The organism is Bradyrhizobium sp. SRL28 (assembly GCF_018596315.1).
Taxonomy (GTDB): domain Bacteria; phylum Pseudomonadota; class Alphaproteobacteria; order Rhizobiales; family Xanthobacteraceae; genus Bradyrhizobium.
Window position 1 is genome coordinate 1 of the sequence record NZ_JAHEAG010000156.1, and the last position, 1,267, is coordinate 1,267.

At 63.3% G+C, this 1,267-nt stretch carries 1 protein-coding gene; it reads left to right on the forward strand.

The window, feature by feature from the left end; translation table 11 throughout:
- Positions 1–25: 25 nt before the first annotated feature.
- Positions 26–1,267 (forward strand): amino acid adenylation domain-containing protein (locus KIP88_RS45740; RefSeq protein ID WP_249791570.1); only part of this gene is annotated, 1,242 nt, incomplete at its 3' end.

The window sequence follows — 1,267 nt, forward strand, 5'->3', positions numbered from 1 at the left end:
TAGCCTGGCGATGGTGGTGGGGCTCTTGGCGATCCTGAAGGCGGGCGGCGCCTATCTGCCGCTGGACCCGGCCTATCCGTCTCAGCGGCTGCGCCAGGTGCTGGGCGATGCCGCGCCGCAGCTGCTGCTTTGCGATGCGGCAGGCCGCGCCGCGCTCGGCACCGAGGCGCTCGCCGATGTGAGCGTGGTCGATCTGGACCCCGTGACCCCGGCCTGGGCCGAGCTGCCCGCCTGCGATCCCGAGCCGCGCGCCCTCGGCCTCACCTCGCGCCATCTCGCCTATGTGATCTACACCTCAGGCTCAACCGGAACCCCAAAGGGCGTCATGGTCGAGCATGCGAACGTGTTGAATTTCATATATGCTCTTTCGGATATATTGAGGATCACTGAGCAGGATGTATTCCTAGCCATCACGTCCATCTCATTTGATATCGCAGGGCTGGAGCTATTTCTTCCATCGTGCACGGGAGCCACAATCGTCCTAGCCAGCCGTAAGGATGTTACGGATGCTACGGCGTTGCATTACCTTATAGATCAGCGCAAGATTTCTATCATGCAGGCCACTCCAGCAACGTGGCGTTTGCTGTTGGATGCCGGCTGGCAAGGAACACCGGGCTTAAATGTATTGTGTGGAGGTGAGGCGTTACCTGCGAGTCAGTCGTCGCGGCTCAGTAGAGGGGTGAGGTCTCTAAGAAATCTTTACGGTCCGACCGAAACAACGATCTGGTCGTCCAGTTTTGTTATTGACGCGAGGCTCGGTGTGTCTCATCAAAACGTCCCGATCGGCCGCCCGATTGCCAACACGCGGGTGTATCTGCTGGACGGTCATGGCGCGCCCGTGCCGTTGGGGACGGTGGGTGAGCTTTACATCGGCGGGGCGGGGGTTGCGCGTGGCTATCTGAACCGTGCCGAGCTGACGGCGGAGCGGTTCATCGCCAGTCCCTTTGTGGACGGCGATCGGCTGTACCGGACCGGCGACCTGGCGCGCTATCTGCCCGACGGCAATCTGGAGTTCCTGGGCCGCAACGACGACCAGGTGAAGATCCGTGGCTTCCGCATCGAGCCGGGCGAGATCGCCGCACGGCTTTGCGAGCACGCCTGGGTGCGCGATGCGGCGGTGGTGGCGCGCCAGGACCGGTCCGGCGACAAGCACCTTGTCGCCTATGTGGTGGGCTCGGACGAGGCTGGCTCGGACGAGGACGGTGGAGGCGGGCTGGCCGGCGCCTTGCGGGCGCACTTAAGTGCGCGGCTGCCGGACTACATGGTG